Raw genomic sequence first — 2,111 nt, 5'->3', positions numbered from 1 at the left:
CGACGCTCTTCCGATCTGAATGCCGGGGCCGCCCAGCACGACCGGCGCGCCGCCCGTCAGCGACGCGACGCGGATCAGCAGCGTGGCCGATTGCTCGGGCGACTCGGCGTTGCCGAGCGCGAAGCTGTCGAGCGGCGGCAAGGCGTCGGCATCGTGGATATAGGCGAACGCGGCTTCAGCGGGCGTCTCGACGAGCGGCGCGCCGGTATGAAAGCGCAGCGCGGAAGCGAGCGCGGTATCGGCCTGGGCGAGCCAGATCGGCGTCGCGTAGTCGCACAGCGTGAGCAGCGCGGCGAACGCGGCGGGCTCGGCACGCGCTTCGTGCGAGTCGTGCGTTTCGTGTGCTTCGCTCGATCCGGGCAGGCGGTCGCCGACGACGCCAGGCGTGCCCGGCCGCGACAGCGCATCGAGCAGCGTGCGAAACACCGCCTGGGTGTCGTGGACCGGATCGGCGAAACCCGGGGTCAGCGTGGACAATGCAATCGGTGAGGTTTCCATCAGTCGCCCCGGACCATCGTGAAGAATTCGACGCGCGTGGAGTCGGCGTCCTGCTGCCGGCGTGCGCGGCGTGCCTGCTGTTGGGCGGCCAACGGCCCGATCAGCCGGCGCTGCATCGCGTCGTGATGCTCCGGCATTTGCAGCAGCGCGTCGGCGAGCGCGGCGAGTTCGGCGCGGCGGCGGTCGCGTCCCAGATGACAGGCCACGCCGAGGATTGCCGGGGCCGCGCCATCGGCACGCAGGCGCAGCGTGGCGCGCGTGACCGTTGCTTCGCCGAGATTGAACGGATCGCCGCTGCCGCCGACGCGCCCGCGCACCATCGCGAGGCCGATTTCAGGCGGGCGCAGCCAGTCGTAGACGGGCTGGGGAAGCTCTTGCAGCACCTGCGCGAGCGTGGCCTCGAGATCGGCGCGCGGCGTGCGGGCCAGCACGGCCATCCACGCGCGCCGCGCCGGCGACGCGGCGGAAGACGGCATGCCGGGCGAAAGGGAAGTGGCGCTCATCGGGTTTCCTGTCGATCCATCGAGTGGACATTTGAGCATCTATTCATCTAAACGTCTAGACGTTTAAAGGCGCAATTGAAGGATTCGTTGTACGCGGGCACGTTTTCATATTTCCATCATGGCTCGCGCACTACAATGCACCTCACGGCGATCATTTGAACCTAGGGGAATGACAGCACCATGACATCGAACGACAGCGCGACACCGGCCACGATGCTCGAGCGCGGCGCGGGCGTGGCCGTCTGGAGGCAGATCGAACAGATTCTGGCCGCCGAGATCGCGGCCAGCGGTTTCGGCGAGGAAGGGCGCCTGCCGAGCGAGGGCGAACTCGCCAGGCGCTTCGACGTCAACCGCCACACCGTGCGCCGCGCGATGCTCGGCCTCGCCGCGCTCGGCCTCGTCAGCGTCGAGCAGGGCCGCGGCACGTTCGTGCAGCCGGGCGCGATCGACTATACGATCGGCCGCCGCACGCGCTTCACCGAGAACCTGCGCCAGCAGCATCACGCGCCGGCCGGCACGATGCTGGCGGCCACGCGCGTGAAGGCCGAGGCCGGCGTCGCGAAGGCGCTGGGCCTGCGCGCCGGCGCGGCGGTGTATCGCATCGAATCGCTGAACGAGTCCGACGGCGTGCCGCTCACGTTCGCGCGCAGCTGGTATCCGGCCACGCGTTTCGCCGATCTGCCGGAAGTCGCGCAGCGTGTCGGCGGTGTGACGAAGGCGCTCGCCGAATTCGGCGTGAGCGATTATCTGCGCAAGTGGAGCCGTATCGGCAGCGTGCTGCCCGAGCCGGAAGTCGCGCGGCGTCTGAACATCAACCGGCAGCAGCCGGTGCTGTGGGTCGAAAACGTCGACGTCGACCTGCAAGGCACGCCGATCAAATACGGCTTCACGCATTTCGCGGCGGACCGCGTGCAACTGTACGTGGAGCACGACCTGTGAGCGGCACTGCATTGGCCACGGCAGCGGCCGCGGCATGGGACGCGCGGACGCGCTTTGCGGTGTACTACGCGCCCGCGCAGGAGTCGGCATGGTGGCGGGCCGGCTCGGCATGGCTCGGGCGCGACGCGCAAAGCGGCGAGCATTGCGCGGCGCCGCAGCCGGCGGGCCTCA

3 protein-coding genes and 1 pseudogene are annotated in these 2,111 nt (G+C 69.4%); 2 read left to right on the top strand and 2 right to left on the bottom strand.

All coding sequences use genetic code 11. From position 1 onward, the window contains the following. Nucleotides 1-498, bottom strand: a 498-nt coding sequence (gene phnH, locus GXB81_RS30960) for a phosphonate C-P lyase system protein PhnH (RefSeq protein ID WP_205991205.1), incomplete at its 3' end; no start/stop codon positions are given. Continuing rightward, nucleotides 498-1,001 carry a phosphonate C-P lyase system protein PhnG gene (gene phnG / locus GXB81_RS30955; RefSeq protein WP_205991204.1) on the bottom strand — a complete coding sequence of 168 codons (504 nt, stop codon included), beginning with the start codon at nt 999-1,001 and terminating at the stop codon, nt 498-500. The genes phnG and phnH, both read right to left, overlap by 1 nt. A 180-nt stretch (nt 1,002-1,181) precedes the next feature. On the opposite strand from phnG, the gene phnF reads away from it, so the two are divergent. Continuing rightward, nucleotides 1,182-1,940: a phosphonate metabolism transcriptional regulator PhnF gene (gene phnF / locus GXB81_RS30950; protein WP_167039741.1), complete on the top strand. Its 759-nt coding sequence runs from the start codon at nt 1,182-1,184 to the stop codon at nt 1,938-1,940. Between the two features lie 11 nt (nt 1,941-1,951). Next, a pseudogene (locus GXB81_RS31695) lies at nt 1,952-2,111 on the top strand (phosphonate metabolism protein); the annotation flags it as partial.

Source organism: Paraburkholderia sp. Ac-20336, assembly GCF_017105025.1.
Taxonomy (GTDB): Bacteria; Pseudomonadota; Gammaproteobacteria; order Burkholderiales; family Burkholderiaceae; genus Paraburkholderia.
This window is presented reverse-complemented; position numbering and strand designations above follow the sequence as displayed.